Source organism: Paracoccus alcaliphilus, assembly GCF_028553725.1.
Taxonomy (GTDB): Bacteria; Pseudomonadota; Alphaproteobacteria; order Rhodobacterales; family Rhodobacteraceae; genus Paracoccus; species Paracoccus alcaliphilus.
Genome location: NZ_CP067124.1, coordinates 1621863 through 1646573 on the forward strand (window position 1 = coordinate 1621863; position 24711 = coordinate 1646573).

23 protein-coding genes and 3 pseudogenes are annotated in these 24711 nt (G+C 62.8%); 16 read left to right on the forward strand and 10 right to left on the reverse strand.

Annotated features, from left to right (window positions below; genetic code table 11):
- Positions 1-168: 168 nt before the first annotated feature.
- A complete protein-coding gene (locus tag JHW40_RS08250) occupies positions 169-876 on the forward strand; it encodes a response regulator (RefSeq protein WP_090616967.1) in 708 nt (235 codons plus the stop codon).
- On the opposite strand, the gene JHW40_RS08255 is transcribed toward JHW40_RS08250, so the two are convergent.
- Positions 857-3724 (reverse strand): response regulator, encoded by a 2868-nt coding sequence (locus JHW40_RS08255; protein ID WP_170851947.1) that lies wholly within the window; start codon positions 3722-3724, stop codon positions 857-859. The genes JHW40_RS08250 and JHW40_RS08255 overlap by 20 nt on opposite strands.
- 137 nt (positions 3725-3861) lie before the next feature.
- Here JHW40_RS08255 and torT point away from each other — a divergent pair, with 137 nt between their 5' ends.
- The gene (gene torT, locus JHW40_RS08260; RefSeq protein ID WP_272849089.1) at positions 3862-4863 is read left to right on the forward strand and encodes a TMAO reductase system periplasmic protein TorT; all 1002 of its coding nucleotides are present in this window, start codon (positions 3862-3864) and stop codon (positions 4861-4863) included.
- A gap of 45 nt (positions 4864-4908) precedes the next feature.
- On the opposite strand, the gene JHW40_RS24160 is transcribed toward torT, so the two are convergent.
- Entirely contained in the window at positions 4909-5280 is a 372-nt protein-coding gene (locus JHW40_RS24160) for a hypothetical protein (RefSeq protein WP_139208255.1), read from the reverse strand.
- A 66-nt stretch (positions 5281-5346) separates the two neighbouring features.
- Positions 5347-6747 (reverse strand): annotated as a pseudogene (locus JHW40_RS08270) (transposase).
- A 67-nt stretch (positions 6748-6814) separates the two neighbouring features.
- On the opposite strand from JHW40_RS08270, the pseudogene JHW40_RS08275 reads away from it, so the two are divergent.
- Positions 6815-7268 (forward strand): annotated as a pseudogene (locus JHW40_RS08275) (transposase); the annotation flags it as partial.
- Positions 7269-7335: 67 nt separating this feature from the next.
- On the opposite strand, the gene JHW40_RS08280 reads toward JHW40_RS08275, so the two are convergent.
- Both JHW40_RS08280 and JHW40_RS08285 read right to left on the reverse strand, forming a co-directional pair.
- Positions 7336-7761 carry an FAD/NAD(P)-binding protein gene (locus JHW40_RS08280; RefSeq protein ID WP_090618178.1) on the reverse strand — a complete coding sequence of 142 codons (426 nt, stop codon included), beginning with the start codon at positions 7759-7761 and terminating at the stop codon, positions 7336-7338.
- Positions 7762-8115: 354 nt separating this feature from the next.
- Positions 8116-9129, reverse strand: coding sequence for an IS110 family RNA-guided transposase (locus JHW40_RS08285; RefSeq protein WP_272848955.1), 1014 nt, complete (start codon positions 9127-9129; stop codon positions 8116-8118).
- 179 nt (positions 9130-9308) lie between these two features.
- Between JHW40_RS08285 and JHW40_RS08290 the strand changes: the two genes are divergently transcribed.
- Together JHW40_RS08290 and JHW40_RS08295 are read left to right on the forward strand one after the other, a co-directional pair.
- Positions 9309-9860, forward strand: coding sequence for a transposase (locus JHW40_RS08290; RefSeq protein WP_272849090.1), 552 nt, complete (start codon positions 9309-9311; stop codon positions 9858-9860).
- Positions 9861-9922: 62 nt separating this feature from the next.
- The gene (locus tag JHW40_RS08295) at positions 9923-10480 is read left to right on the forward strand and encodes a transposase (RefSeq protein WP_272849091.1); all 558 of its coding nucleotides are present in this window, start codon (positions 9923-9925) and stop codon (positions 10478-10480) included.
- A gap of 228 nt (positions 10481-10708) precedes the next feature.
- Here the strand turns inward: JHW40_RS08295 and JHW40_RS08300 are convergent.
- Positions 10709-10963: pseudogene (locus JHW40_RS08300) on the reverse strand (nuclear transport factor 2 family protein); the annotation flags it as partial.
- A 210-nt stretch (positions 10964-11173) separates the two neighbouring features.
- Here JHW40_RS08300 and JHW40_RS08305 point away from each other — a divergent pair.
- From JHW40_RS08305 to JHW40_RS08315, 3 genes are all read left to right on the forward strand, one after another.
- The gene (locus tag JHW40_RS08305) at positions 11174-12190 is read left to right on the forward strand and encodes a DUF4123 domain-containing protein (RefSeq protein ID WP_090616858.1); all 1017 of its coding nucleotides are present in this window, start codon (positions 11174-11176) and stop codon (positions 12188-12190) included.
- Complete coding sequence (locus JHW40_RS08310) at positions 12187-13563, forward strand: DUF2515 family protein (protein WP_090616857.1); 1377 nt, start codon at positions 12187-12189, stop codon at positions 13561-13563. Before JHW40_RS08305 ends, JHW40_RS08310 begins: the two co-directional genes overlap by 4 nt.
- A gap of 89 nt (positions 13564-13652) precedes the next feature.
- The gene (locus JHW40_RS08315; RefSeq protein ID WP_090616855.1) at positions 13653-14672 is read left to right on the forward strand and encodes a hypothetical protein; all 1020 of its coding nucleotides are present in this window, start codon (positions 13653-13655) and stop codon (positions 14670-14672) included.
- A 97-nt stretch (positions 14673-14769) separates the two neighbouring features.
- On the opposite strand, the gene JHW40_RS08320 is transcribed toward JHW40_RS08315, so the two are convergent.
- Positions 14770-15615: a hypothetical protein gene (locus JHW40_RS08320; protein ID WP_139208250.1), complete on the reverse strand. Its 846-nt coding sequence runs from the start codon at positions 15613-15615 to the stop codon at positions 14770-14772.
- Between the two features lie 21 nt (positions 15616-15636).
- Entirely contained in the window at positions 15637-16374 is a 738-nt protein-coding gene (locus tag JHW40_RS08325) for a sulfite exporter TauE/SafE family protein (RefSeq protein WP_090616852.1), read from the reverse strand.
- Positions 16375-16471: 97 nt separating this feature from the next.
- Here JHW40_RS08325 and JHW40_RS08330 point away from each other — a divergent pair, with 97 nt between their 5' ends.
- Complete coding sequence (locus JHW40_RS08330; RefSeq protein WP_090616850.1) at positions 16472-17365, forward strand: LysR family transcriptional regulator; 894 nt, start codon at positions 16472-16474, stop codon at positions 17363-17365.
- On the opposite strand, the gene JHW40_RS08335 is transcribed toward JHW40_RS08330, so the two are convergent.
- Positions 17289-17648, reverse strand: coding sequence for a hypothetical protein (locus JHW40_RS08335; RefSeq protein ID WP_272849092.1), 360 nt, complete (start codon positions 17646-17648; stop codon positions 17289-17291). The genes JHW40_RS08330 and JHW40_RS08335 overlap by 77 nt on opposite strands.
- Before the next feature lie 115 nt (positions 17649-17763).
- Here JHW40_RS08335 and JHW40_RS08340 point away from each other — a divergent pair, with 115 nt between their 5' ends.
- The 6 genes from JHW40_RS08340 to JHW40_RS08365 all read left to right on the forward strand — a co-directional run bounded on the left by JHW40_RS08340 (position 17764) and on the right by JHW40_RS08365 (position 22639).
- Positions 17764-18549 carry a 3-ketoacyl-ACP reductase gene (locus JHW40_RS08340; protein WP_090616849.1) on the forward strand — a complete coding sequence of 262 codons (786 nt, stop codon included), beginning with the start codon at positions 17764-17766 and terminating at the stop codon, positions 18547-18549.
- 1 nt (position 18550) lies between these two features.
- Positions 18551-19342: a shikimate dehydrogenase family protein gene (locus tag JHW40_RS08345; RefSeq protein WP_170851941.1), complete on the forward strand. Its 792-nt coding sequence runs from the start codon at positions 18551-18553 to the stop codon at positions 19340-19342.
- A 37-nt stretch (positions 19343-19379) separates the two neighbouring features.
- A complete protein-coding gene (locus tag JHW40_RS08350; protein ID WP_090616845.1) occupies positions 19380-20348 on the forward strand; it encodes a TRAP transporter substrate-binding protein in 969 nt (322 codons plus the stop codon).
- A 63-nt stretch (positions 20349-20411) separates the two neighbouring features.
- Positions 20412-20912, forward strand: a complete 501-nt coding sequence (locus JHW40_RS08355; RefSeq protein WP_139208249.1) for a TRAP transporter small permease — start codon at positions 20412-20414, stop codon at positions 20910-20912.
- Between the two features lie 9 nt (positions 20913-20921).
- Positions 20922-22190: a TRAP transporter large permease gene (locus JHW40_RS08360; protein WP_090616842.1), complete on the forward strand. Its 1269-nt coding sequence runs from the start codon at positions 20922-20924 to the stop codon at positions 22188-22190.
- A 2-nt stretch (positions 22191-22192) separates the two neighbouring features.
- Positions 22193-22639 (forward strand): GlcG/HbpS family heme-binding protein, encoded by a 447-nt coding sequence (locus JHW40_RS08365; RefSeq protein ID WP_170851940.1) that lies wholly within the window; start codon positions 22193-22195, stop codon positions 22637-22639.
- Positions 22640-22645: 6 nt separating this feature from the next.
- Here the strand turns inward: JHW40_RS08365 and JHW40_RS08370 are convergent, their stop codons facing one another.
- Positions 22646-23299 (reverse strand): TetR/AcrR family transcriptional regulator, encoded by a 654-nt coding sequence (locus JHW40_RS08370; protein WP_090616838.1) that lies wholly within the window; start codon positions 23297-23299, stop codon positions 22646-22648.
- Between the two features lie 226 nt (positions 23300-23525).
- Between JHW40_RS08370 and JHW40_RS08375 the strand changes: the two genes are divergently transcribed.
- A complete protein-coding gene (locus JHW40_RS08375) occupies positions 23526-24638 on the forward strand; it encodes a sugar ABC transporter substrate-binding protein (RefSeq protein ID WP_170851939.1) in 1113 nt (370 codons plus the stop codon).
- Positions 24639-24711: the final 73 nt, after the last annotated feature.

Consider the following 24711-nt stretch of genomic DNA (forward strand, 5'->3'; position numbering starts at 1 on the left):
CAGCGGAAAGTCGTCTGCTTTCCTGCAATCCAGTCTATGAGCAGGTTGTGAATGAGTAAGGTCCCGACCATGAACAGATTGAACTAAGTTATGAAAAAATGTTAACTGTGAGGAATATTCCGCACTGAAATAGCCCGCCTGTTCCCTTGACCTGTCGAAAGCCGCGCTGTGAACCTCAGGCCAGCCCATATCCTTCTGATCGAAGACGAGCCAGTCACGCGAATGACGCTGGCCACCTATCTCGAGTCGTTCGGCTATCGCGTTTCGGAATGTGATACGGCAGCCGAAGCCGAAAAGCTGTTGTCGGAACAGGAAGCGGATCTGCTGATCGTCGATATCAATCTGGCGGGCAAGGACGGGCTGGAGATTACGCGCGAACAGCGTGCGCGCTCGGAGATCGGCATCATCCTGCTCAGCGGGCGAACGGATGATGTTGACCGGATCGTCGGGCTGGAACTGGGGGCGGACGATTATGTCTGCAAGCCCTTCAACCGCCGCGAGCTGCTGGCGCGCGTCAAGAATTTACTGCGCCGCACATTGGCGATGAAGCATCTCAGCCGACGTGTCTTCCTTTTCAGCGGCTTCAGTTTCGACGTTCCGCAGCGCAGCCTTGTGGGGCCGGATGGCGAAGCGATCGCGCTGACCCGGGCCGAGTTCGAACTGTTGCGGGTTTTCGTCGTCAATCCCGGCGTGGTCATGGATCGCGAGCGGCTGACGCAGGCGATCACCCATCGCAACGGCGCCGCCGCAAATCCGCGAACCATAGATGTTCTGGTGCGCCGGTTGCGCCGCAAGCTGGGGGATGATTCACGGCAGAAGCGTATTTTTTCGACATCGCACGGCGAAGGATATGTATTCACTGCGATGCTGGAATAACCTCGCTTTCCTCGATCACCGCCAGCGCGGCGGCCAGATCTTCGCGCGCGACAGCCGCAATCTTCTCCAGTCGCGAGATGTCCCGACAGCACGCCGCCCGGTCCTGCCGGTCAGCCGCAACCTCAAGGCTGCGCAGGCAAGAGACCAGCGAAGCCAGATCAAGGTTCCCGGCGGCGCCTTTCATCCGGTGGGCGGCCCGATGCGTGGCTTGAAAATCATGCGAGGCATGGGCCTGGGTGATCTCTGCCAGATCGGTCTGCATCTGCTGCATGAAGATGCGCCCGATGGCGAGGCCGCGCTCGGCGCCGATATCGGCCAGCATGGATCGCAGCGGATTGCGTGCTTCAGGCCGGGCGGGCAGCGTTGACAATGCGGAACTCAGGCGTTCGGGGGTCAGGGGCTTGGCCAGCACCACGGACATGCCCGCATTCAGGTTTTCAGCGACATGCGTTTCCTGCACATGGGCGGAAATGCCGATAATCGGCACCGATGCCTGTTGCCTGTCGGGCAGGTTGCGAATCTGGCGGGTGGCCTCTGTTCCCGACAATCCGGGCAGGTTCACATCCATCAGGACGACATCGAAATTCCCTGCCGCCACCTTCGCCACTGCGGCTTCTCCCGTTTCTGCGATCTGCCAGTTGTGACCCGCATGTTCCAGATAGGATTCAACCACCATACGGTTGATCGCGTGATCCTCGACGATCAGAACCGAAAGAGGGCGGACCGGCCCAAGGTCATCGACCCCTGACCCCGGCAGATCTTCGACCCGACCGGGTCTGAAACTGATGGCCAGCGTGAATACCGAACCGATTCCGGGCCTGCTTTCAACGCTGAGGTCGGCGCCCAGCACCGCCGCGAAACCACGGCAGATCGCCAGTCCCAACCCGGTGCCGCCATATTGGCGGGCGGTGGCGGGGCTTTCCTGTTCGAAAACCTCGAAGATGCGTTCGCGTGCCTGTTCGGAAATTCCCCTGCCTGTATCCTGAACGCTGATGTTGAAAGGATACCCGCCATCTTGCATCGATCCGGCCTCGACGCGCAAAACCACCTCGCCTATGGCGGTGAATTTCAGCGCATTCCCCACAAGGTTGAACAGGATCTGACGCAGCTTGGCCATATCGCCCTGAACAGCCGGGGGTAGATCGTCGGGAAGGTCGAGACGAAAGGCCAGACCCTTTTCGTGGGCGATGGGCGACATGAGAAAGCCGATATCCTGTATCAGCCCGGCCAGAGAAAACGTGGTGACGGTATTCACGATCCGCCCGGATTCGCTCAGCGGAAAAAAGAGGATGTCGTTCAGGATCGCCATCAGCCCATTGCCCGAGGTCTGCGCTGCCCGCAGGCAGGATCGCTGACGCTCGGTCAGGTCGTCGCGCTCCAGACTGCGCAGCATCCCCAGCACCCCGTTCATCGGTGTGCGCAACTCATGGCTCATCATCGCCAGAAATTCGGACTTCGCATGATCGGCGGCTTCGGCGCGGCTGCGGGCCTCGGCATGGGCCGCCACTTCGCCGCGAAGTTGTTCGGTCTGATCGTCCACAAGTTGCTGCAGCTGATTGCGATGCTGGCTGAGTTCTTCCAGATGACGGGTGCGCTCTTGCTCAAGCTGGCGGTTCTCGATGGCCTGCTGGCGGAATATCTCGACCGCGCTTTCCATGCGTGCGATTTCGTCATTGCCTGTCGGAAGGACGGGTTCCTGAGTGTCTCCCCCCGCCAGCCGGGCCATGGTTACGGACAGCGCATCCAGCCGCCGCGTGATATTGCCACGAACGTAAAACCACAGAACGGCCAGAGAAATGACAAGCGCCGCCACGACCCCAAGTGTTGTCAGCTGCCGGGCAAACCGGATGGTTGCGCTGCCTTCGGCGCCCGAAACCACGGCACTGGCATGGATCTCGTTGGCAAGGGCTTCGGCTTCCCTGTCCATCTGCGTGGCGGCGACCCGGACGGCGGCCTCGACCGAGGCGATCCTTGCATTCATCTCCAATACGCGCGCCGACACGGCATACAGATCGTTGCCCGCATCGGATACCGGCGCAATCAGGTTCAGCAGACGCAGGGCATGCTGTGCGCGGACGGGATCCTGAACCGAACGGATGCGGCGGGCGATGATATTGCTGCGGCGTTCCAGATCCTGCTGCGCCGATTGCAGCACCTCTGCGGATTCCGCCGCTGCCATGCGCGACAGGGTCAGCCCGATTTCGGCCGTATGGGCGCGAAGCTCGAACATCAGCCCCAGTTGGAACAGATCCACCTCCAGAAGTTTGTCGAGGGCTTCGAACCGCTCTTGCCGGGACGCCGGTTCGGTTCCGAAATCGTAAAGATTGGTGATGACGGCCGAGGTCCCCATTTCCGCGTTGGCGACCAGCGTGTCGGCGATATCCAGCAACTCGGCCGTCGCCGCCAATCCCGCCTCATGCTGGCGCCGCCGATCGTTCAGCGCCATGATCCGCCGCTGGACCAGCACATCCAGCACGCCGATATTGTTGCGCATATCCATCAGGGTGCGCGACAGTCCATAGGGTGGGCTGTTGTCGTGCTGACGGTGCCGTTCCAGCCGCTGGTGAAGGGTATCGACCTGCCCCAACAGAAAGGCGGCGCGGCGGGCGCGGTCAGGCTCTCGCGTGACGGCGGCGAATTCCGGGGCCATGGCGGCCACGCGGCTGCTGACTTCCGTAAAGCCGCGCACGTCGATGATCGCGGGCAGCGTCCGGTTGATCAGCCCATCCTGATTGCGCGCGACGTCGGCAAGTTTGACCCATCCCCACAGCCCGGTCAGCGCGGGAAGTCCCGCGATGACCAGAAAGGCCAGCAGAAGCCTGCGCCCGAGGCTGGAGCCATATGCCATATCCTGCTTGCCCTTCCCCCTCGTCTGGCGCCAGATTGATCTACCTATAGCCGAGTCGAGGAGGCAGCGGAACGCGGATGAACACGCTGACGGGATTGCTGCGGGCCATTGCGCTGATCCTGGCAGCATCGCCTGCCATGGCCGAGGAATGGTTGCTTGAAAAGCACAGCCAACCCTTTGACGACAGCAGCCCGACCGAAACGATCACCTATCGTCCTGTTGACCACGCCAGCCGCCCGCTGCGGTTCTGCGTGCTCTATCCCCATCTCAAGGACGCTTACTGGCTCAGCGTCAATTACGGCATGGTCGAGGAGGCGCACCGGCTGGGGGTGGGGTTCGAACTGTTCGAGGCAGGCGGCTATCCCAATCAATCCCGGCAGGCGGAACAGATCGAAAGTTGTGGTGAGGGCGGTTTCGACGCCATGATCATCGGCACGGTCTCTTACGACGGATTGACCCCGTTGATCCGCAAGGTGGCGAAAAACATCCCGGTTATCGCGGTGGTGAACGACATCCACCCCGATGGCATCACCGCGAAGGCCAGCGTATCCTGGCGCAACATGGCGGCGGATGCCGGTCGTTTTCTTGCCGAACGGCACCCAAAAGGCAGTCCGCCTGTAAAGGTGGCGTGGTTTCCCGGCCCGGAAAACGCGGGATGGGTCAGTTTTGTTGAAGACGGTTTCCAAGAGGCCATCCGCGACAGTTCCGCCGAAATCGTTGTGACAAGATATGGGGATACGGGCCGCGAAGAGCAGGTACTGCTGATCGAGGAGGTCCTGGACGAGTTCGAGGATATCGACTATTTCGTCGGCAATGGTCCAATGGCCGAGGCTGCCGTATCCATCACGCGTGCGCACGGACTGACAGACCGGATCGGCGTGATTTCGACCTATATGACGCACGGCGTCTTTCGCGGAATCTGGCGCGGGCGCATCCTTGCCGCCCCCAATGATTTCCCGGTCCTGCAGGGAAGGCTGGCGATAGAGCAGGCAGTGCGGGCGGTCGAGGGGCAATTGGACATACCACATGCCGGTCCGATGGTTGTCGTCATGACGCCAAAGACCATCGGGCGCTATGGTGTCAGTAATTCGCTGACACCTGCCAGTTTCATCCCGTACTTTGAGGTCTCCGGGAAATAGTTTCCCTATGGAAGAACGTAGAGTCAGTTCCTATAAGTTTCTGTTTTATGCCAGCGTGTTGAGTATTTCACGCTGGTCATGAGCATGAGAGACCAGCGACCCTTCCGGCTGAGTGCGCGACAGATGCAACGACTTCGGCCTTTCTTTCCCAAGGTGCTGGGCTGAGCGCGATCCGACGACTGCAAGGTGCTGAGCGGGATCATCTGGGTCAAGCGCCATTGGCTGCGATGGCAGGATGCGCTTTCTGTCAAGACGCTCTATAACCGGTTTGCCCGCTGGTCCTGGCTGGGCAATTTCGCCCGGATATTTCAGGAGCTGACACAGCCCGGCGGCCAGGGCGACACGCTGATGATCGACATCGAGCCGATCCTGCCCCATCGGTTCGAGCAGGACCGGCGAGGGTTCATGAAAACGCAACGCAGCAAGCCTTTGAGAGTCCGAGCATCAGGAAACGATCCGGTGGGGGCTGTTGAAAAAGTTGTTTCAGGCTGCCGCCGGGTTTGGTCGGACTGCGCGGATTTCGATGATCGAACAGAGCAACAGCATCATTGCGGCTGCCAGTTTCTTGAGGTTCATGGCGATGGCCGTCAGAAGGGCCTGCATCCTCATGTTCTCGAGCCCCCTGCGGATGGCTCTGGCAAGTTCGTGGAGCGTCTTGGCGGTGCCGTGGGTGCCTTCGACGCGCCAGCGATGCCGGGTGTATATCGCATGGCCGTCCTTTCCCCATGCCAGGCGTTTGCGTCGAGCGCGCAAGATGGCCGCGTGGTTTGTCACGATATGCACCCTGCGGGATGGCGCGCCCCGGGGCAGGCATTGCGCCTTGAGAGGACAGCGCGCGCAGTCATGCCGGTCGGCGCGATACCATTGCCCGGATTTTGTGACGTTTCTCGGGGTCAGCCGCCTCCTCGCCGGACAGCGGACCACATCATGATGGGGATCGAACTTGAACCGCTCGGTCGGAAAGCCCTGCGCCCCCTTGCGACGGGGGGCACGAAGAGGCGGGATGACGGCTGCTATCCTGCGGTCTTCAAGGGCGGCGTAAATCCGGCCAATGCCATAGAGCCTGTCCGCCGTGATCCGGCCCGGGGTAACCCCAGGGGTCGCTTCGATCGCTTCCAGGCGCTCGTCGAACCGGCCCGTGTCATGTTCTTCGCCGGTCACAATCTCCACATCGACGACGACGCCCGCAAAATCGTCAACGGCCGTGTGCTGCTTGTAGGCCGGGCGCAGCGGCGCCCTGGAGGATGTCGCGTCGCCAGCGGTGCTCGAACCGATGGCGCATCCGCTGGCAACTCGCGTCCGGGTCTGTGCGGCAGAGCTTCTTGAACTTGCCGCTCGTGCGCGCGTCCCGCTCGGCGCCATTGGCGTCGTCGTGGGCGGCCTCGACCGCATCCAGATGGCGCGAAACCAGTGCGTCCATGCTGACATTCGCCCGGATCAGGCTGGCGTCAATGTGGACGGTGTCAGTCGAAACCAGGCCCGCCGCCTGGCACTGTCGCACGACATGTATGAAGATCTGGCGGAAAACATCTGCGCCCCAACGCTGCCGGATGCGCGTCAGCGAGGAGTGATCCGGCAAGGCCTCGTGCAAGGCGTAACCGACGAACCAGCGGATCGCGAGATTGACCTGCGCTTCACGCATCAGCCGCCGGTCTTGAACGATCCCAAGCGAGGCAAACCCGCCAGCATCAGCCGCATGGCTACCTCGGGATCGATACCGGGACGGCCATTGTCGGCACAATAGAGATCGGCCACTTCAGCGCGCAGCCACCCAAGATCAAGAACCTGATCGACCCTCACCAGCACATGGTCATCAGGGATCAGCCCCCGCAGCGACCCCGTGATGAAAAGCTCCAGTTGCCCGCGTTCTTTCCGACCCAGCATCGCTGCCCCAATATCTCTGTTCAGCCAAGTGAATCAGAGACATCGGACTTCTTCAACAGCCCCCAGTGGACGGTTTCGCCCGGGAACGAATTCCAGGCTGCACATGCTCAGCGACGGCAAAGGGCGACCGCTGGAGGTCTTTCTCTCCCCCGGCTAGATGGCCGACAGTCGGGGTGCCTCGTGCGGCTGCGCCGTCTGCCGAAAGCGAAGCGCTTCCTGGGTGACAAGGCTTATGGTGCCGACTGGCTGCGCGACGGCCTCAAGGACCGCAGTATTCGCCCCTGCATCCCGTCCGAGGCAAGAAGCGCAGAAAACCCGCCAGATACAACAAGTGCCTCAATCGCAAGCGCTACCGCATCGAGAATGCCCTTCGGTCGTCTGAAGGACGGGTCAATCGTCGGGAAAACAGTCCCCGGACTGTTTTCTGATCCTCCTCATGCGTCGCAAACCGCTATGAGAGGTGCGGGGACACCTTCCTCAACGCCATCATCCTGGCCGCCATCATCATCTGCTGGATCTGAAATTTATAGCGATGGGCCCCAGGCCGCCGCGTGGCTGCATTTGGAGCGTCGTTGACACTTGCGTATTTCAGACGCGCTCTGCACGTGCGCTTGCCAGAGGTGAACGACTGGCAAGATTGGCGGCGAGCCGCTCGGCGACCAGTTCGGCATGAGCTGTCACTTCGGGGATGCCCATCAGTTCGCCGACATGTCCTCGTGCCAGGGGGCCCGCGATCCACAACCCACCGACGGGCCAGCCAGATCCGCCCACCGCGCGACAGTCATCCGCCACCGAAAGGCTGAGGCCAAGCTGGTCGGCAGCCAATAGCCCTGCCTGCCGAGCCGAGGAAAGCAGGGGCGATCCGACAATGATCCGGTCATGGGCCGGACCCGTGGTCAGGATCACGCGGTCGAAGGCATCGGTGCGCAACGGCTGCCGACGCGGCGACCAGATGACGGTGATGCCTGTCGGATCTGCGGCCGCATGCTGCAACCGTCCGGCCCGGATGCGCAAGCGACCCTCGGCGATCAGGCGATCGAGAACTGTCTCGACCTGTGGAGCGATACGGAACCGGTAAACCCGGGGCGTGTGTGGATACCCCCGGTTTGGCAAGCTAAATCTTCGGTTTGTCGGCGGGGTCTTCGATCGGACGTGTGTCAGGCCTCTCAGCGTGGCCTTCCACGACGCCACGGGCCGGTATGCTGTTCGGAAGGCTGGGTTCACATCGGTTCAGAGAGCTGCATGCGCTCGAGCCCCGGGACTGAATCTTCCTGCCTTGAACTTCGAAGTCCGTGTCGCCTACTCCTCGTCGATCGCTCACCCCGGCCTTTCGGCCATGCCGTGCCGTCGCCCCTTTCCGGGCTCGGGTCACGCCATTCTGTAATCCTGTTCTTTTGTCGTCAGCGCCCAGATCATCCGGGCCATCTTGTTCGCCAGCGCAACGGCCGCGACCATCTTCGGTTTGCGCATCACCAGCGCGGCCAGCCAACGGTTCGCGCTGCCCCCCTTGCGGACAACCCAGCGGATCACACTCATGGCACCGACGATCAGCAGGCGGCGGATATCGGTCTGCCCCATTTTGCTGACCGAACCCAGTCTGGTTTTTCCACCCGTCGACCTCTGTTTCGGCACCAGGCCGAGCCAAGCGGCAAAATTGCGCCCACTGTCGAACGTGGCAAGATCCGGTGCGAATGCCGCAACAGCTCCGGCGGTGACCGGGCCGATCCCGGGGATGGTGCACAGCCGACGAAGTTGCGTATCTGTCCTTGATGCGGCCTCGAGTTCTTCCGCCAGTCGTCCGATCACCTCTGTCAACCTCGCGATCTGCTCGACGTAGATCGCGCCCATCTCCCGAACATGGCCTGGCACATCGCTGGCCGGATCTGCCAGTGCATTCTCCAGAACCTTCAGGCTCGCGGGCCCCTTCGGCGCCACCAGCCCGAACTCGGCCAGATGTCCGCGGAGGGCGTTGATGAGCTGCGTGCGCTGCCGCACCAGACATTGATGCGTCCGAAACGCCACTGCGCGGCCCTGCGTCTCGGCACTCTTCACGGCCACGAACCGCATGGTCGGGCGCGACGCGGCCTCGGCGATGGCTTCGGCATCCGCCTTGTCGTTTTTCTGTCGTTTCACGAACGGTTTCACATACACCGCTGGCACCAGACGCACCTCGTGACCGTGGGACTGCGCCACCCGGCCCCAGTAATGCGACGTGGCGCAGGCCTCCATCGCCACCACGCAGGCCGACTGTTCGGCAAGGAGATTCGTCAGACGGGTCCGCGACAGCACACGGTTATATAGAACCGCCCCGTCCAGCCCGATCGCGCAGACCTGGAAACTGCCCTTCGCCAAGTCGATCGCCAACATGCTGATCGTTGTCATCATTGATGTGCCCTCCGTTCGGTTTCGATGCAACCATCATGGCATAAGAGATGCCGATGGGTGGGGGCATCCACCGCATCAGTTCATCCCGTCTATCTTCGGCAAGGTCACCCGTAGCCCCGCACCGTAGGAAAGGGTGAGCGCAGCACGATATTTGAGCCCGGGCCCGGGTGGAGGACATGTCCGGAGAGGAGCATCTTCTGTGGCCAGTGCTGCGACCGCTGCTCTCTGTCCACGAACATGTCTGTGGCGAGCTGGATGGGCTGGACCGGCGGGTTCGCCAACTCGCCAGGGAGGACGAGACCACCCGCCGACTGATGACGGTGCCGGGGATCGGCGTGGTAACGGCGCTCACCTTCCGCCACACGATCGACGATCCCTCGCGGTTCCGCAACGCGGCGACGGTCGGCGCCTATCTCGGGTTGACCCCGCGCCGCAGGCAATCCGGCGAAACCGACACCAACGGCCATGTGTCGCGATGGGGCGACCGGCTGCTGCGAACCTATCTGTTCGAGGCGGCCAGTGTCCTGCTGCATCGTACCAGGAGATGGTGCGCGCTGAAGGCATGGGGCCTGCGCCTTGCCAAGCGTAACGGGATGAAGAAGGCCCAGGTCGCGGTGGCCCGGAAGCTGGCCGTGATCCTCCATTGCATCTGGGTCGACGGCACGGTCTTCGAATGGGGGAAAGAAATGACGGTTCATCCCGTCTATCTTCGGCAAGGTCACCCGTAGCCCCGCACCGTAGGAAAGGGTGAGCGCAGCACGATATTTGAGCCCGGGCCCGGGTGGAGGACATGTCCGGAGAGGAGCATCTTCTGTGGCCAGTGCTGCGACCGCTGCTCTCTGTCCACGAACATGTCTGTGGCGAGCTGGATGGGCTGGACCGGCGGGTTCGCCAACTCGCCAGGGAGGACGAGACCACCCGCCGACTGATGACGGTGCCGGGGATCGGCGTGGTAACGGCGCTCACCTTCCGCCACACGATCGACGATCCCTCGCGGTTCCGCAACGCGGCGACGGTCGGCGCCTATCTCGGGTTGACCCCGCGCCGCAGGCAATCCGGCGAAACCGACACCAACGGCCATGTGTCGCGATGGGGCGACCGGCTGCTGCGAACCTATCTGTTCGAGGCGGCCAGTGTCCTGCTGCATCGTACCAGGAGATGGTGCGCGCTGAAGGCATGGGGCCTGCGCCTTGCCAAGCGTAACGGGATGAAGAAGGCCCAGGTCGCGGTGGCCCGGAAGCTGGCCGTGATCCTCCATTGCATCTGGGTCGACGGCACGGTCTTCGAATGGGGGAAAGAAATGACGGCATCACCTCCGCCTGATCCGACCCCGAGATTGCAGGCCTGACGCCAGACCTGTGATGTCCCGCCGGGACGGTGGTCGCGGTGACCTCGTTCAATCGGCTGCAGGCCCGCAAGGCACCTGCGATGCGTACGTTGAGGCCCCGACCCGGACATCAACATGAGGCCATGACCCCGGCACGGACAGAGAAAGTCGCTTGACGAAGACCCGCAATTAAAGGGCCGATTGACACTCTCAGCCACAATCCGCGCCTTCACCGCGTCAGGCCAGCGCCGGTTTGGTGCAGAGTTCGGGGCCGCCCTCGCGCGCTATCAGGTCGCGGGCAAAATCAACTGGTTCCCAGCCCAGCTGACGCACGATGGCGCCCTGGTCGCGGACCAGCCATTCATCAGTGATCTGATCGGCCTGCACGAAGCAGTCGGCGATGATGCGATAGGTCAGTTTCTTGCCCGTCGGCTGCCCGCAAACGCTGGGACGGCGGTGCGTTGCTGTCGACCGCACGCGGTGTGACGACAGCAGGCCCTCATCGTTGCCTTGGCATCTTGCTCCGAGTGCGAGCAGTCAGACTGCATACAGCCATGGCAATGGTGAGCTGGACACGGATGCGTTTCATGTTGGGCAGCATCGTCTGGGGCGAGAGGCAAAGGCCTCGATGCTTGCCTGCGACGTCGAAGGCCGTGTAGTATCACGGCATTCAAGAAAGATTTAATCAACCACCGCGCGAATTTGATTCCGACCATGCTTATCGATAACGATGATCCTTGGCTTCTCCGATTCAGTCTGGAAGAGAAATCCCCAGCGAATTCAGCGCCGGTAATGACGTTGTTCGAGGGGGTTGCACCCTTGGATGCCCAGTTCGGTCAATGGCCGCGCAAATCGATCCCGGACGTGCTGCACGAACATGTGCTGGGTGCGGACGGCTTGCAGGGCTATGCGCTTGTCGATGCAGCATTGCTCCCCGATCTGGAGGTTCGCCTGGCGAGAAGCGGCCTGCCCGGCAGTTGCCTGTTCGACGGTGCGGCCTCGGGGCAGCTTGGTGCCGTCGCTCCCTGGCTGGTATCGCTGGGGGAAGACGATGAACTGACCCGAAGCCTGTTCACCCGCGGCCGACCCAACCAGTCGCTATGGGATGCAGGGGCAGCGGTGTTCATCCGCTCGGACATGTCGCTCGACGATGTGCGGCATCAGCTTCGCAAGCTCACTCAGGTGCCGGACAAGGACGGTCACTGGATGTTCTTGCGGTTCTGGAATCCGCTTTTCGCCCGATATCTGCTGACATACGGATCGCCCTACACAAGAATGCGGCTTTTGGCGGCCGGCCCGATGATGATGCGCGGTGCGGATCCAGACAGTTTCCTGATCTGGTCGCTTCCCGAAGAGGCGCACGGGCGAAAACCGCCCAGTCCGTTCGTTCTGCAGCCAGAGGATCACCATGCCTTGCGGCTGGCGACGATGGATGCATTCGCCGGCCGTGTTCTCGACTGGCTGAATTCGGCATATGGGTTTCTGCCGGGATCTCTTGACGCGCAGCGTTTCGTTCTGGAACTTTGCCACCATGCAAGGGCGCGGCTTGGTCTTCGTTCCGAACGCGAGGTCAGCGATTACATCGCCGCATCCTGGCTGCTGCGCGAACCCGCCGAACGCCGGCAGGATTGCAGACCGCTAGCCCACGAAATTCCCCAGGCGACATGGGCAAGGATTCACGATACGGCATTCGAGATCGCCCGAAACCAGCACCCGGAGGCGGCTGAATGATTTTTTCCTTCCTTGATCAGCATGGGAAAATACTCAGGCAAATCGCCGAACCGACCGGCCGGGCCCAGAACAGCTTCTCAACCCGGCGTGCTGCTGGCGGCGCAGAACCCCTGGAATGCCACCGCTGCGAGTGTGAACAGCTCTACGATGAGATCATGCGGCGTGTTCTGCGGGTCAAGAACCTCTGTTCGGATGCAGGAAGCAGCTGCTCGGTCGAGAATTTCGCGGCTTTTCGGCGCCGGAACAGGGCGATCTCGGCGGATTATGCCCGGATCTACATGCGGCCGACCGGCGAAGCCAAGCGCCTGAAATTCGCAGGCGGTGCCGCGCTGGGATCGACGCATATCGGGTACGCATTGGATGCCGCGGCAGACGCGCTGAAGGGATGGGGGAGCCGCGCCGCACCGGGACAGCCGGCCGATCTGGTGCTGGAGGACGGCCGCGGAATCGTCAATGATGGTAATCTGGCCAATCTGCTCGACTGGCAGGAAATCGTCTCACGCCTGTGGATCGACGTCGGCTATGAAGAAACCCGCATTGGTCTGCGGCGGCTGGTTTACGGCAATCTGGCGATCTACATGGATCTTGGTGCGGTGCTGCATTTTTGCCAGATGCACGAGGAGCGCTTCAATTTCTTCAAGCAGGGCAAGGTCGAGGAATTCATCGAATGCTTCGACCGCTTTGTCGAACATGTCAAGGATCGCCATGCGCAGGAGCATGCAGTCTATGGTCCGCAAGGAACCTTCGGATCCTTCGACGCGGGTTATCTGCGCAACGGATTGCGGGCGATTGCCCGAAACGACATCGAAAGCGCATTGACCATCATTGATCACGAGCAACGCCATATCCTCGAGAACTACATGTACCGGCTGCGTCCCAACTTCGTTCCCGAGCCGGACTTCAGCGCGCTTGGCGGTCAGGCTGGCGATGCAGCATTTCGCCGCTTCATCAATGCCCTGGAAAGGGTGATCGAGCGTATCGGAAACCGCAATGGCCCGACGACTTCGCTGTCGGGAATAAGGGCGCTGCTTTCGGCAACAAAGCTGCCCTACATGGTGCAGGCGATGTCGCGCAGTGCCCCGATACCGGTTCCGGTCGCGGGTCCCGGCATGGCGCAACCCTTCGTCTTTCACTTTACAGGCGGGGATTTCACCGATCCGAATGTCAGGACGCCATGGTTCAAGGAGGTTGTCCGGCATTTCATCCGTGCGGAGAAGGAAGAGTTCGACTGGCCGAGTGGAAACAGCCTCATCTCTTATGTTTTCAGCAAGCCGGGAGAGTGGCGGTCGGGTGAGATGATTTCCGCGGCGACCCCCCCGAAACTGAAGCCTCTGCTGTATGCCGAGATAACAAGCGTGATGGGTGCAGGTTGAAGAAAGCAGCTGTCATCGCAACGGTTGCGCTGGTCGCCGTGGCGGCCATGATACATGGCATGTCGTGGGGTCGAGGGCAGGAGCGGGATGTGCTGGAACTTGACATACAGGCCGGCGAGCCTTTCGGCGACGCCATGGCGCGGTCCTCGCTGAAACACGATGTCGGCATTCCCCTGGACATGCAACGATTGGGCTTGCCGCGTGACGACACATGGAATGGCGAACGTTTTCAGGTCGCGCTGCGAGGCTCGGAAGAACGGCGCGCGGTCATTCCCTGGACCCCGGCCCAGGGCGTGCTGTGGATGAATGCGGGGGTCGTCGACGAGATCAGCCTGGAGTTCGTCAACTTCCACAGAACACGGGCCGACAGTCCCGACTGGACCCCGCCCGAGATGACACATGACGCTCCGCCGGGCCCCCTGGACGATGAGATCGAGGCGATCGTCGAGATATACGAGAGCGTTCTTTCGCTGGCGCATCAGCCAGCCGAGCCCGTCAATTGCTATCGCAACAGTCTGGAGATCCCGCGCGGTGCCTGCGAGCGCGTGACGATGGCGCCCGGCCGCCTCTCACCGGACGAATTGCGCGCCACCCTGCGGAGATTCCATGCCAAATTCACCCATGATTGGCAGAACGACCCGGCAGAGCGCAACAAGGTCGCGCAGACCCTGAATCTTGGCCAATGGTGGCTGCCGAACGGCAGCCTGATGATGCTGATCGTGATGCCGAACCGTAATTTCGGCCTCGGCGAGGATTCCGACCGTCATCCTCCGGGTCTTGCGCTTTCCCTGAATGTCGCCGAGTTCTTCCGTGCCGGCCTGTCGCGACTGATCCCGGCCTGCTACGACCAGCAAGCGATATTCCCGGACAGGATGGTCTATTCGCAGGCGCAGGCGGCGGATATCTTCCACGGTCTCTACGACGACTTCTATCCGCCGACGGTGGACGGCAGGACCATGACCGACCCGATCGAGCTTGCCCGGCTGGACTGGGGCCAGTTCTCCGCCGGTTACTGGAGCGACCCTGCGACGCGGCGCGGCTTCTGCGAACTCCTGCGAGAACTGGAGCTGGAAGCAGGTTATGAGGGACCTTTCGCACCGTTCCGGTAGCTGCCTGTGAGGAACACACGGTCAGTGGCATTCCCCGTCGGTGCGATGGAGCATATCGGAGAAGGCGTTCACATCCTCACGGTGATATGCGGATCGCCTAGTAGAAGCAGGGTAGGGGGAGTTTGAGCGCGCTCGACATTGCGAAGCAGTGTCCAATTCGAGCCCCCGCAACCAACACTAATTCTTCAATATTATCAATGGCCTCGTGGTTTCCGCCCGAGGCCGCGTTCGCATGTCCGCCCTTCGCGGCCGCATGCGCGGGCCGACCGGTCGCCAGCCGCAGCAACCCGGCCAGGGCGCCATGCAGGTCGATCACCAGGCCCTCGCCATCCGGCTTTGGCGACAGCACGATCATTTCGACCAGCGCCCGAAGTGCCTCCTTGGCCTCATCGATTTCTCCGGCATGCGACATGCCGCGGATCAACTGGCCGATGCGGTCGCGATAGGTCTTGGCCATGCTCGGGTGAAACCGGACCGGGTCCGGGGCTGGGGAGGCCGACAGCTGTCGTTCCAGGTCTTTCCGGCGGTTGTCCAACTCGATCATCCGGTCCTTGACCTGGTCGGCCGGGACCCCGGCGATGATCGCATCGACCAGCTTCTTGTGGTCGCCCGTGACCTGACGCAGCTCCTTTTCCAACCCGGTGCGACCGGCATTGGCCTGGGCCTGCAGGCGATTGCGTTCCGCCGCATATTCCTCGCAGAAGATCTGTACCACCTCCGGATCCATCAGGTGATGTTCGAGGGCGTTCAGCACCGCGCCATCCAGGTCTTCGCGACGGATCACCGCCATGTTCGTGCAGACCGCCGGGCCCTTCTTGCGCGCCGCCGAGCAGCCGAAGGTACGGTCCTTTGCCGCCGACTGGGTCGAATGGGGTATTGCAACGCAGCACTTGAACCGGCCATTCGTGCCTGTAGCGGCATCTCGCCCTGATCCGCGTCTCATCAACTTGCTGCTTACGCCGTTTCACACCACGCCACGCAACAGCATCTCCCCTCCCAGCAGAGCGAGCATGATCAGGAACCAGCGCCGGAAGGCCGCCGGGCTGACGGCCCGGCGCAGGACCTGCCCCGCCCACATGCCGATCAGCGCTGGGGCGACGGCCAGCACGGGAAGCCCAAGCTGATCGATCTGCCAGATCTGATGCGAGGCCAGACCAAGCGCCAGAGCGATGGTCGATGTCGTGAACGACATGCCGAGCGCCTGGACCAGGTCGTCCTTTTCCAGGCCAAGTGCCTGCAGGTAAGGAACGGCCGGAATGACGAATACGCCGGTCGCTCCCGCAATCATTCCGGTGATCAGGCCGATCAGGGGCGACAGCCAGCCTTCGCTGGCCTGCGGCACCCGAAACGGCGGCGCGAACAGGGTATAAAGCGCATAGGCGATCAGGGTGGCGCCGAGTGCCGTCGTCGCTCCACTCTTCCCGCCGGTCAGCAGCGGGGCGGCAACCAGTGTGCCGACCACGCTGGCCGCCATCATCGACCAGAGCCGCCGGGCCAATACGCCGATGCGGGGACCGGCCAGAAGCTGCCAGAGATTGGTGACCATGGAGGGCACGATCAGCAGGCTCGCAGCAGCCAGAGGCGACAGCAGCGCGCCAAGAACACCCATGGCGAGTGTGGGCAGGCCCATGCCGGTGACGCCCTTGACGATCCCGGCGGCAAGGAAGGTAAAGGCGATCAGTGGAATGGTCAAATCTGTCATCGGTCCTGCATAGAGGAAGAGCAGCACCCGGCAATGCGGAACTGCCGCAGTCAGGCTTCGGCTGTTCCGAAGGCTGGTTCTGCGTTACGCTGTGCATATGCGCTTCGATCTGACCGACCTTCGCCTGTTTCTTGCCGTGGCCGACGCCGGCAGCATCACCCATGGCGCTGCAGATGCCGGACTGTCGCTGCCCGCCGCCAGCGAGCGGCTGCGGGACATGGAACTGTCCGGCGGCGTCAGGCTGCTGGAACGCGGGCGGCGCGGCGTGACACTGACCGAGGCGGGCGAGGCGCTGGTCCATCATGCGCGGCTGATCACCCGCCAGATGGCCATGATGCGCGGGGAACTCGGCGAATATGCGACCGGCCTGCGCTCGACCGTCCGGCTGTTGGCGAATACCGCCACCATGGCCGAACTGCTGCCGCAGCGACTTGCCGGGTGGATGGGGGCCAATCCGCGCGTGGATCTCGATCTGAAGGAGCGCCAGAGCACCGAGATCGCCCGCAGCGTGGCGGCGGGCTTTGCCGATATCGGCATCCTGTCAGACAGGGCGGCACAGGACGGATTGGTCCTGCGCCCCTTTGCCCAGGACCGGCTGGTCGTCGTCACGGCGCAGGATGATGCGCTGGCGGGGTCGCGGCAGGTTCGCCTTGCCGATCTCGCCGGGCGCTATTTCATCGGGCTGTCCGGCAGCGCGCTTCAGGATCACATCGCGGCGCAGGCGGCGGCGATGGGATGGCAGTTGCGCTATCGCGTCAGGTTGCGGAGCTTCGAGGCCATCTGCCGCATGGCCGGTGCGGGCACCGGCATCGGCATCGTGCCCCAGACCGCCGCCCGGCGCATGAAGCGGAGCTCGGGCATCGCGATCATCCGGCTGGCTGACGGTTGGGCGCTGCGGCGCCTGTCGGTCTGCATCAGGGCCGGCACCGAGCTTTCCGCTCCGGCGCAGAGCCTGTTTCGCCATCTGACCGAGACCCCACCCGCAGCGTGACGTGATGCGGCCAGGGGTTGCGCCCGTCCCGCAACCAGATCAGCGTCTCGCGCCAAAAGCCCTGTGCATGGCTGTCGTGGAACAGGCTGAAATGGCCGATCGCCTGCCGCCCGTAATCGGCGGGACGCAGCAGCACAGTGGTGCGCTCCGCGCCGGTATAATAGCCAAGCGTGCGGCGGATCGCAGGCATGGTCGCCAACTCGTCATCCGCAACCACGACCGCAAGGACAGCAAAGCCACAGGCCTGAAAGCTGTTGGCGCAGCGATTCTGCCGTAATGACAAAAATCTTGACGTGTCGTTCTCTCATATGTAACCAGCTAGATAGTTACTTATGGGGAGGGATCAATGAGTGGCTTATCCAACCGATCGCGCTTGGTTGTGAAGCAGAGGTAATCGGATGGGGAGGAGTGAGGCGCACCCAGGCGCAGTCTTGGTGACCGGATCGACGCGAGGGATCGGATTCGCGATCGCTTTGAAGCTGGCTGCCCGCGGCTTTGCTGTTGCGATTAACGGGCGTGAGCAGGGGACCAGCATGTCCCGCGCGCTTGAAGCCGTCCGCGCAACCGGCGCCAGCGCAATCTCCGTTGCGGGAGACATGGCGAGGCCTGAAAACCACCGACCCGTTCTGGATCAGGTCGAGATGCAGCTTGGGCCGATTGTCTCTCTTGTCTGCAACGCCGGTGTGGGCCCGCTTCGCAGGTCCGATATTTTGGATGTCGAACCGGACAGCTTCGATCACTGCATGGCGGCGAATGCGCGTGGCCCGTTCTTCCTTGCGCAGGAATTTGCCCGGCGGCTTGCCGGTCGCGACGACGAGGGGCGGCATCGCTCGCTGATCTTCATCTCCTCGGCCAATGCCGAGGCGGCATCGCTGAACAAGGCGGAATATTGCGTCTCGAAAGCGGCCGTCGCGATGGTCGCCAAGGCCTTCGCGCTGAAGCTGTCGTCCTTGGGGGTGCAGGTCGCCGATATCCGGCCGGGCATTATCGAGACCGACCTTTCCGCGCCGGTCATCGAGGAATACGCGCGCCGCATCCGGGAGGAGGGCCTGACCCTGTCGCCCCGCGTGGGCCGGCCCGATGATGTTGCCCATGCGGTCGCGGCGATTGCTGCGGGCGATCTGCCCTATGTGACCGGCGCCGTCCTGCCGGTCGATGGCGGATTGTCCATGGCGAGGCTGTAGCATGAAAATCGATGGAAAAACCGCGCTGTATCTGGTCGCCGGCGATCCGATCGCGCAGGTCAAGTCGCCGGGGCTCTATACGGAGTGGTGCGTGGCGCATGGCGTGAACGCGGTCTTTGTCCCGTTCCATATCGACGCCGCCGAGGGGGCGCCTGTCCTCGACGCCCTGCGGCATGTCCCGAACCTTGCCGGCCTGATCGTCACTATCCCGTTCAAGCCTCTGGCCGCCGATCATTGCCAGATGCTGTCGCCGCGTGCCCGCGCGGCGGGCGCAGTGAATGTCGTCCGTCCCATCGGGGGCGGGCAATGGGCCGGGGATGCGCTGGACGGCATCGGCTGCGTGGCCGCCCTGCGGGCGCGCGGAATCGCGGTTTCCGGCGCGACGGTCCAGCTTGTCGGGGCAGGGGGCGCGGGCGCCTCGGTCGCGGCGGCGCTGGCCGAGGCGGGGGCCGCGCGCCTGTCGGTCGATGATCTGGACCCCGGCCGCGCCGCCGATCTGGCCGGCCGGCTGCGGCGCGAGTTTCCCGGGGTCGAGACCGGCATCGGGCGGATCGACCCGCAGGAGGTGACGATCTTCGTCAACGCCTCGCCGGCCGGAATGGCCGAGGGCGATCCGCTGCCTATCGACCCCGGCGATCTTGGTCCCGGCAAGCTGCTGGTCGAGATGATCATGCAACCTGCGCGCACACGGTTGCTTGCGGCGGCCGAGGCGGCGGGCTGCGTCGTCGTGCCCGGACGCGAGGTCCTTGACGGGCAAGTCACCGAAACCTTGAGGTTTTTCGATCTGAACTGAAGCAACCCCCGCGTGGCGGGATGGGAGGAGGACGACCATGATGCACACGAAACTGGCTGCCGTTGGCTTGACGCTGGCGCTGAGCACGACCCATGCGACGGCGCTTGAACTGACCGCCGCGCATGTGAACCCGCCGGGCGAGCCCTCGAATGTCGCGTTCCAGGAACTGGCGAAACGGCTGAACGAGGGCGAAACCGGCATCACCCTGCAGGTTTTCCCGCAAGGCCAGATCGGCGGCGAGACGGACGCGCTTGAACAGGTGCGCTTCGGCGCGCTGTCGATGACGACTCTGGCGACGGCTTCGCTGTCGTCCTTTGCGCCTTCTGCCGGCATTTACGATCTGCCCTATCTGTTCCGCGATGGCGACGAACATCCCTGGATCGTCGCGGATGGCGAGATCGGTCAGGAGATCCAGGCGAAGATCGAGGCCGAAACCGGGCTTGAGGTCCTCGGCTGGTGGAGCGGCGGCTTGCGCCATGTTTTTACCCGTGGAACGCCCGTCACCTCGCCCGACGACATCGCCGGGCGCAAGCTGCGCGTGATCGGCAGCCAGGTCTATCTGGACAGTTTCAACGCGATGGGTGCGCTGGCCACGGCCATGCCCTATGGCGAGGTCTATACATCGCTGGCGACCGGCGCGATCGACGGGGCCGAGAACGACACCTCGGGCTATCGCAACGTCAAGTTCTACGAACAGGCGCCCAATCTCAGCCTGACGGGGCATTTCTTCCTGTTCAAGCCGGTTATGGCCAATCGCCGCGCGATGGAGGCCCTGTCGCCCGAGCAGCGCGAGGAATTCGACCGGATCTTCGCCGAAGTGTCCGAGATGCAGCGCGACCTGTTCCGGACCAATTTCGAAGGCGACATCGAATATCTGAAAGAGAACGGCGTCAACGTGGTCGAAGTCGACCGCGACGCCTTCGCGGCCAAGGTTCAGCCGGTCGTGGACAGGCTGTCCGAGACCTATGGCGTCGATCTCGTCCAGCGGATCCGCGATGCGCAGTAATCCCGAACGCGCAAATGGCCAGATGACGACCGCCTTGTGCGGTCGTCGGAAAGCGGGGGTCTGATGTCGAAAACCATTGGCGAAATCGAGGATTGGGTGGTCCGCCTTGAAGGACTGATCCTGTTCTGCGCGCTTTTCGGGCTGATCGCGATGCTGGCGATGCAGGTTCTGTTCCGCTTCGTGTTGCAGGCCCCGCTGGCATTTACCGAAGAGGCCGGAAGGTTGCTGTTCGCGTGGCTGATCTTCGTCGGCGCGGCGCGGGCCTTGTATGTCTCGCAGCATTTCATGGTGGATATCCTTTACAACCATGTGCCTGCGCCGCTGCAGAAGCTGTTCGGCTATGTCTCGGACGTGGCCTCGATCGGGCTTGCCGTCATCCTTGCCTATGCGGGGTTCAAGATGATGTCGCATGGCGGGCAGATCCTGCCGGTGCTGGGCATTCCCGCCTGGACCCAGATGGCGGCGCTGCCGGTCGGCATGACGCTTCTGGCCTTCCATGCGATGTGCTTCGTTCTGCGCGGGCAGCATGTCGGCGACGGCGCGCAACCTGATTTTGAAGAGTAGGAGCGGGATATGATCAGTTGGGTCCTGTTGGCGATCCTCGTCCTTATCGTCATTCGTGCCCCCATCTTCGTGGCGCTTGGCGCGCCGGCGGTGGCCTATCTGTGGCTGCGCGGCATACCGCTGGAACTGGCGCCGCAGCGGATGCTGGGCACCGTGAACGAATCCATCCTGCTGGCGGTGCCGATGTTCCTGCTGGCGGGCGCGCTGATGAACCGTTACGGGGCCACGGCGCGGATCTTCGATTTCGCGCAGGCGGTGATCGGGCATGTCAGGGGCGGCCTTGGTTATGTGGCGGTGCTGGCCTCGATGGTCTTTTCGGCCATGTCGGGTTCGGCCGCCGCCGATGCGGTCGGGGTCGGAAAGATGACCGTTTCCGCGATGCGCGAGCGGGGCTATGACGCGAATTTCGCCGCTGCCGTCACGCTGAGTTCGGCGACGATGGCACCCGTCATCCCGCCCTCGATCATCATGATCATCTATGGGGCGACGGCCAATGTCTCGATCGGCAAGATGTTTCTGGGCGGGGTGGTGCCGGGTCTTCTCATGGCCGCTTCGCTGATGATCACGGTGGGCTGGCTGAGTGCGCGCCGGGGCTATGGCCGGGGCGAGCCGTTCTCGTTTCACCGGATGCTGACGACCTTCTGGCGCGCCTCGCTGGTGATGCTGACCCCGGTTCTGGTGATCGGCGGCATCTTCTCGGGCGCGCTGACACCGACCGAGGCGAGCGCCATCGCCGTCGTCTATGTCATCTTTCTTGGCATCGTCTATCGCAAGCTGAACTTCGGCGATTTCTATCGCAGTCTGGTCCATACCGCCACCGCCGTCGGGGCGCTGATGCTGGTGGTTTCGGTTTCGGGGCTGGATGCCTGGATCATCGCGCGCGAGCAGATTCCGATGATGCTGGCGCAGAACGTCTCGGACATGGTGTCAAGCCCGATGCTGGTGTTCATTGCCATTCTGCTGGTGGTGCTGGTGCTGGGACTGTTCATGGACGCCACGCCGATCATCCTGATGCTGGTTCCGGCCATTACCCCGCTGGTTGCTGCCTTCGGAATCGATCCTCTGCATCTGGGTGTGCTGTTCTGCATCGTTTGCGTGCTGGGCCTGATTACCCCGCCCGTCGGCGTGGCCCTGTATGGCGTGGCGCTGGTGTCGCGGTTGCCGATGGAACGGGTCTTTATGGCGACCATCCCCTTCTTCATCATGCTTCTGGTGCTGGTGGCGATCATGGTCGTGTTTCCGCCGATCATCACCTGGCTTCCCAGCAAATGGGGCTAGGCGTGGAGGGCAACGCGAGCCTGATCGAGATGAAGCCGGTGCTGAGATCGGCACCGGCTTTGCAACTGGTTCATCATGTGCTCGACCATGCCGCGTCCCGCGGCTGGTCGGTGGCCGTGGTCGTAGCCGATCCCGGCGGAGAGGTGCTGGCCTCGGCGCGCATGGACGGGGTGGCGCCTGCGACGCTGGGTTTCGCGGCCGACAAGGCGTTCACGGCCGCCACGATGCGACGCTCGACGCGGGATTTCTTCACGCGGATGAATGGCACCGACGAGCTTCGGGTGGGGCTGGCGAACCGGCCCCGGCTGATCACCTGGCAGGGCGGCCTGCCCATCTGTCACGAGAAGGCCGTCATCGGTGGGATCGGTGTGTCGGGGGCGCAGGGACACGAGGATGCGGAATGCGCCGAGGCGGCGCTTCGCAGCCTCGGCCTGTCCAGCGGAATCTGAAGCCGGTCAGGCGCTGACCAGGCGCAGGATCGTGTCGATATTGAAGCGGAGGCGCTCCTCGAGCGCCTCTTTCGCCATCAGGTCGCGCTCGAAGATGATCGAGCCGGTGTAGCGGTTGGTCAGATAATAATAACCGATGGCGGCGATGGTGATGTTCAACTGAACCGGATCGATGCCGGACCTGAACTCACCACTGGCGATCCCGCGCTTCAGGATCGTATCGACCATCGACACGAAGCGGCGGCTGTAGATCTTGACGATCTCGGATTTCTTCAGGTGCTTGGCCCGGTGCAGGTTCTCGCTGTTGACCAGCGTGATGAATTCGGGGTGTTTCAGGTAATATTCCCAGGTGAAGCGGACAAGCCGTTCCAGCGCCTCTTTCGGGGGCAGGTGGTCCAGATCCAGCTTCTGCTCGGCGTCGCGGATGGCGATATAGGCGTTTTCCAGCACGGTCTGGAACAACTCTTCCTTGCTGCCGAAATAGTGATACAGCATCCGCTTGTTCGCGCTTGCCTTGTCGGCGATCACGTCCACCCGCGCACCACCCAGGCCATTGCGGGAAAACTCGTTCAGCGCGGCCTTGAGGATTCGCGCCTTGGTCGCTTCGGCGTCGCGGATGCGGGGCTTGGTGCGCTGTTGCGGCTTGGCTTCTGCGGTCACGCTGCGTCTCCGATAATTCTTTGCTCGTCCAATGTCGTCCCTGCGAAAGTTATAGCAGTCCATGCCCGGTGCAAGGCGTTGGCGCCAAATTAATGCACTATCCGGTTAATGATTTTTCTTGACTCGCGTTGCGAATAACAAGTAACCAGTTAGTGCATAGATTGGTCGTGTCTGCCATCCGTGGGTCTGAGGAGAGACCTTGGCGGCGCTTTAGGGGAGGCTGGGAATGTCCACGTTCATCAAGGATTTTATCGACCATGAGGTCATGAGCCGTCGCAAGCTGTTGTTGGCCGGTGCGGCTGGCATGGCGACGATGGCGGTTCCAGGCGCATTCGGCCGCGGTCAGGCGCGCGCCGCGCTGACCGATCCGACCATCGCCTGGAGCTATCGCGACCGTGCATCCGCATATTGGAACTCGGTCCTGTCGGGCGGCGAAGCCTTCGTCGAGTCCATCGGGCGCAGCAAGTCCGATCTGGTCAGCCTGATCAGCGAAGGATCATCCGAGAAGTCGCTGTCCGACATCCGGACCTTCCTGGCCCGCACGAACGGCAACTGCGCCATCGCCTGCGATCCGAACGACAGCCCGAACGCGCGCCCGATCGTCGAATCCGTGGCGGCGGCGGGGGCCTATATCTCGACCATCTGGAACAAGACCGACGATCTGCACCCCTGGGATTTCGGCGACAACTATGTCAGCCACATGACCTGGTCGGACGAGCAGCCGGCCGAGCAGACCGCCCGCATCCTGTTCGAGGCAATGGGCGGCAGCGGCGGCGTCGTGCATCTGGGCGGCATCGCCGCCAACAACCCGGCGGTCGAGCGGCTGGCCGGGCTGCATAACGCGCTGGCGGACTTCCCCGAGATCGAACTTCTGGACGCCCAGCCCGCAGATTGGGACACCACCAAGGCCGCGCAACTGATGTCGTCCTTCCTGACTCGCTATGGCGACCGGATCACCGGGGTTCATTGCGCCGCCGACAACATCGCCTATGGCGTGATCGAGGCGCTGCGGGCCGAAGGCATCACCGATATGCCTATCGTCGCTTATGACGGGAACCCCGAGGCGGTGAAGCTGGTGATGGACGGTCAGCTTCTGGCGACGGTCTTTACCAATCCCTTCTGGGGCGGCGGTATCTCGGCGGCGCTGGCCTATCATGCGGCCATCGGCACGTTCAAGCCGTCCGAGGAACCGCAGGAACATCGCGAATTCTATGGTCCGACGGTGCTGATCACGCAAGCCGACGCGGCAGAGTTCCAGGCGCAATATCTGGATTCCACGCCGGAATATGACTGGGAAGACTTCTGGGGCCCCAGCAACGGCCAGATCCAGTATCGCTGATATCTGAAAACCCATGGGTCGACCGCGTGCCGGTCTTCCCCGCCGCCCTGTCCGGGCGCGCGGCAGGGCAGTG

Coding starts and splice junctions, on each gene's coding strand:
- JHW40_RS08255 (WP_170851947.1), bottom strand. CDS start 3,724: ATGGCATATGGCTCCAGCCTCGGGCGCAGGCTTCTGCTGGCCTTTCTG.
- torT (WP_272849089.1), top strand. CDS start 3,862: ATGGCCGAGGAATGGTTGCTTGAAAAGCACAGCCAACCCTTTGACGAC.
- JHW40_RS08285 (WP_272848955.1), bottom strand. CDS start 9,129: ATGACAACGATCAGCATGTTGGCGATCGACTTGGCGAAGGGCAGTTTC.
- JHW40_RS08290 (WP_272849090.1), top strand. CDS start 9,309: ATGTCCGGAGAGGAGCATCTTCTGTGGCCAGTGCTGCGACCGCTGCTC.
- JHW40_RS08295 (WP_272849091.1), top strand. CDS start 9,923: ATGTCCGGAGAGGAGCATCTTCTGTGGCCAGTGCTGCGACCGCTGCTC.
- JHW40_RS08305 (WP_090616858.1), top strand. CDS start 11,174: ATGCTTATCGATAACGATGATCCTTGGCTTCTCCGATTCAGTCTGGAA.
- JHW40_RS08310 (WP_090616857.1), top strand. CDS start 12,187: ATGATTTTTTCCTTCCTTGATCAGCATGGGAAAATACTCAGGCAAATC.
- JHW40_RS08320 (WP_139208250.1), bottom strand. CDS start 15,615: ATGAGACGCGGATCAGGGCGAGATGCCGCTACAGGCACGAATGGCCGG.
- JHW40_RS08325 (WP_090616852.1), bottom strand. CDS start 16,374: ATGACAGATTTGACCATTCCACTGATCGCCTTTACCTTCCTTGCCGCC.
- JHW40_RS08330 (WP_090616850.1), top strand. CDS start 16,472: ATGCGCTTCGATCTGACCGACCTTCGCCTGTTTCTTGCCGTGGCCGAC.
- JHW40_RS08340 (WP_090616849.1), top strand. CDS start 17,764: ATGGGGAGGAGTGAGGCGCACCCAGGCGCAGTCTTGGTGACCGGATCG.
- JHW40_RS08345 (WP_170851941.1), top strand. CDS start 18,551: ATGAAAATCGATGGAAAAACCGCGCTGTATCTGGTCGCCGGCGATCCG.
- JHW40_RS08350 (WP_090616845.1), top strand. CDS start 19,380: ATGATGCACACGAAACTGGCTGCCGTTGGCTTGACGCTGGCGCTGAGC.
- JHW40_RS08355 (WP_139208249.1), top strand. CDS start 20,412: ATGTCGAAAACCATTGGCGAAATCGAGGATTGGGTGGTCCGCCTTGAA.
- JHW40_RS08360 (WP_090616842.1), top strand. CDS start 20,922: ATGATCAGTTGGGTCCTGTTGGCGATCCTCGTCCTTATCGTCATTCGT.
- JHW40_RS08375 (WP_170851939.1), top strand. CDS start 23,526: ATGTCCACGTTCATCAAGGATTTTATCGACCATGAGGTCATGAGCCGT.